A 3042-nucleotide genomic window follows, 5' to 3' on the forward strand; every position below is an offset into this window, starting at 1 on the left:
GGGATCCCAGAGAAGGAACGGCTAGACAAGAGAGGATCTGCAACTTACAGCCCAGGCTATGACCCAAACCAAACAGGGGCAACTCCAGCAAACCCTTGCTTTGCAGGCTTCTGTGCAAAGATTGGGCTGCGTTGAGCGCCAGTTGGGCGTGATCGATATCGGTGGTGTAGGGGGTGGCAACAACGGCCATGCCCATACGGGCCAGTTCTTCCAGCAGGCGGCTGTAGAACACTTGCGGGGCAGCTCCCACAAAAGCTCCACCCAGAAAGTGAACGACGGCGCGGGGTTGAGGGGGCAGAAGGAACCAAGTATGCCCATCGGTTTGCCAAGTTGGTGCCATGGTGTTGCAACCTCGCCTGCGAGTTTGTTGAAGCTTTCCCCATAACCCAGCGCTCGGCAGATCCCACTTTGCCCACTTTACGCCGGTTCCCCGCGCTGGCCAGCCCCTGGAACTCATCCTAATGGACATCTTGCCCAGACATGGGGATCCCCAGCCGGACTTCTGATGCAGCAGGCAAAACTCTGCCCCGCCTCAGACTGAGGTTCTAGCACCGAAGGGTAGTGCGCTACACTCGCCGAGATTGGGTTTTGAGTGTAGGATCCCTGCTCAAAAGTTGCTGTGGCTGCTATGACTAGGGCAGTGGGTGGTGAGGGATCGTGATGAAGACTTCACAGCTTGCAAAAGGATGCCTGCTGATCGATTGTCGGGGCTTTGATGAAAAGACGATAAACCTATTTTTGGCACCTGGGCCCGATCCCTATCGGGAAACAGAAGAATTTCTCCTGGACTGCGAGATGCGGGCAGATGAGCTGCCCCGTTATCTGCGGCGGGCCTTGCTGGAGTTTCAGTTGTATTCCAATTCGGAAGGGATCCTGCTGCTGCGGGGCTTGCCCGTGGATCCCGGACTAGACCATACCCGCACACCGGCTCTGGCGCAGCGCTCTGAGGAGAAAACCACTTTTGTCAGCGAACGCTGCTTGGCGATGATCGGCAGCCGCTTGGGGCATTTGGTCTCCTACATTCAAGAAAAGAACGGGGATTTGTTTCAAAACTTGGTGCCTACTCCCGGCAGCGAAGAGGTGCAATCTTCCGAGGGATCCCGCACTCGGCTGCAGTTTCACCGCGAGACGGTTTTTCATCCCTACTCACCGGAGTTTTTGCTGCTGTTTTGCCTGCGCCCCGACCATGACCGTGTAGCGGAAACCACCTACGCCAGCATCCGCCATGTCCTGCCTTTGCTGGGAGAGCGCGATCGAGAGCTGCTGTTTGAACCCCTGTATCGCACCGGCATCGACTACTCCTTCGGCAACCGGCAAGCCCTGATCAATGGACCCATTTTGCCGGTGCTGTATGGCCGTCGAGAGGATCCCTTCTGGAACTACGACGAAGACCTGATGGTGGGGCTCACCCCCGAAGCCAGTCTGGCTCTAGAAGCCCTGAGGAAGGGAATCCACGCTGTCTACCGAGGCATCAAGCTGGAAACAGGGGATCTGCTCTGTATTGACAATCGCCGCACCGTTCACGGACGGACTGCCTTCTCTCCCCGCTACGATGGCTTCGACCGCTGGATCCAGCGCTCATTTGTGGTGCGGGATCTCGGCCTTTCGGCAGGGGATCGCCATCCCGGTGAGCGCATCATTCGCACCGCCTTCGCAACAGATGATGAGGCCCAAGCTGCCCTCAATGGGGAGCAGGTCTGTCTCAGAAGATCCTGAGAAGTTCGCAGACTTCAGCGCCATCCATAGCTCAAGTCCGTAAAAGTACTATTGGCGATTTCCCCGAAAGGGTTTGGATGAGTCGCCCCAGATTCTGATGTCAAAATACGTGATCCTCACGATGGCTATCGCAGAGCGTTTCCAGCATTCTAGGCTTATGAGCCAAAGCCATCAATTCTTCTCACGATTGCGAGGTTAAGATGAGCATTCGCCAGATCATCGATGAGGTTTTACAATCTTCGGTTTTAACTCTGCAGCAGGAGTCCAGCATTAACCAAATCCTCTGGGAAAAAAACTATGATCTATCTGATCTAGAGGCTTTAGATAAGCTGGTGGAAGCCATTTTGCGCCAAGAGGTAAGGGCTGCTTCCGATCCCTGCTAGAAACCTAGCCTTGCTTGCAAACGACGGCAGATCTTGCTCAAAACTTACACACTTACACAACGCACAACTGAGAGCAATTGTGCATGCTCCTAGCATGAGTCGGGATGAGATTCCAATCTCTCGACAATTTCCCGGATTAAATGCTCATCAGAGCGATTGATCTCGGGGTGGAAAGGCGCCTGTTTTAAGTAGCGCTTGAGATCCTGGCAGGCTTGCTGCCAACGGCCCAACTGATAATACAACAGCCCGCGATCCCTTAGGTGGGGCAAGGATTCAGGGATCAACAACAAGATCCGTTCCGCTGCTGCCAAAGCGGGTTCCAGTTCGGCGCGGCTCAGATAAATTTGCTTGAGGTTGTTGAGCAAGCGTACCAAGATCAGGCGGGGAGGGGTGGGGCGTAGGTGGTGTTCTTGGAAAGGGATCCCAGGCCCGTAGATTTGCGACAAAAGCTCTTGACAATCTTCTGGAAATAAAATCTCCCCCTGCTGAAAGGGATCCACAAAAATCTCGGCGCCTGCAAACAGGGGCCGGATTAAAAAGTGGCCGGGCATGCCCACTCCTGCCATGGGAAAATCGATCCGCCGCGCCAGCTCTAGATAGATCAGCGACAGCGTAATCGGGATCCCGGTGCGCCGATCGATCACTTCGTTCAAAAAGCTGTTGCGTGGGTCGTAATAATCTTCGCGATTGCCACGAAAGCCCAGATCCTCAAAGAGATAGTGATTCAAGATCTTGATGACCCGCAGGGGATAACGCTCCGGGGGAAGGCGCTCTTGCACCTCTGCGGCCATCTCATCCAGAGCGGCCACATACTCTTCCACCTCCAGATCGGGATAGGCTTCTTGGGCAATCCAGAGGGCCGCCCGACCCAGATCGATGGGCTCCGATTGGATTTCAAGGGCAAAGCGTTGACGGGCAGCAGGAATGCTCATGAAATGTTAAA

The 3042-nt window shown here is 54.9% G+C and carries 4 protein-coding genes; 2 read left to right on the forward strand and 2 right to left on the reverse strand.

Annotated features, from left to right (window positions below; genetic code table 11):
• On the reverse strand, positions 1–340 hold a 340-nt coding region (locus NW819_RS12945; RefSeq protein WP_414413993.1), incomplete at its 3' end, for a DUF1350 family protein.
• 320 nt (positions 341–660) lie between these two features.
• Here NW819_RS12945 and NW819_RS12950 point away from each other — a divergent pair.
• Both NW819_RS12950 and NW819_RS12955 read left to right on the forward strand, forming a co-directional pair.
• Entirely contained in the window at positions 661–1716 is a 1056-nt protein-coding gene (locus NW819_RS12950) for a TauD/TfdA family dioxygenase (protein WP_414413994.1), read from the forward strand.
• A 200-nt stretch (positions 1717–1916) separates the two neighbouring features.
• The gene (locus NW819_RS12955) at positions 1917–2099 is read left to right on the forward strand and encodes a hypothetical protein (protein ID WP_414342619.1); all 183 of its coding nucleotides are present in this window, start codon (positions 1917–1919) and stop codon (positions 2097–2099) included.
• Positions 2100–2188: 89 nt separating this feature from the next.
• Here NW819_RS12955 and NW819_RS12960 read toward each other — a convergent pair whose 3' ends face one another.
• Positions 2189–3031: a SirB1 family protein gene (locus tag NW819_RS12960; protein ID WP_414350903.1), complete on the reverse strand. Its 843-nt coding sequence runs from the start codon at positions 3029–3031 to the stop codon at positions 2189–2191.
• Positions 3032–3042 lie beyond the last annotated feature (11 nt).

The sequence above is a fragment of the Synechococcus sp. R8-2 genome (genome assembly GCF_047461715.1).
Classification (GTDB): Bacteria; Cyanobacteriota; Cyanobacteriia; order Thermostichales; family Thermostichaceae; genus Thermostichus.

What these genes read in the sequence shown, in the direction of transcription:
- NW819_RS12950 (WP_414413994.1), top strand. Translation starts at nt 661, where the DNA reads ATGAAGACTTCACAGCTTGCAAAAGGATGCCTGCTGATCGATTGTCGG.
- NW819_RS12955 (WP_414342619.1), top strand. Translation starts at nt 1,917, where the DNA reads ATGAGCATTCGCCAGATCATCGATGAGGTTTTACAATCTTCGGTTTTA.
- NW819_RS12960 (WP_414350903.1), bottom strand. Translation starts at nt 3,031, where the DNA reads ATGAGCATTCCTGCTGCCCGTCAACGCTTTGCCCTTGAAATCCAATCG.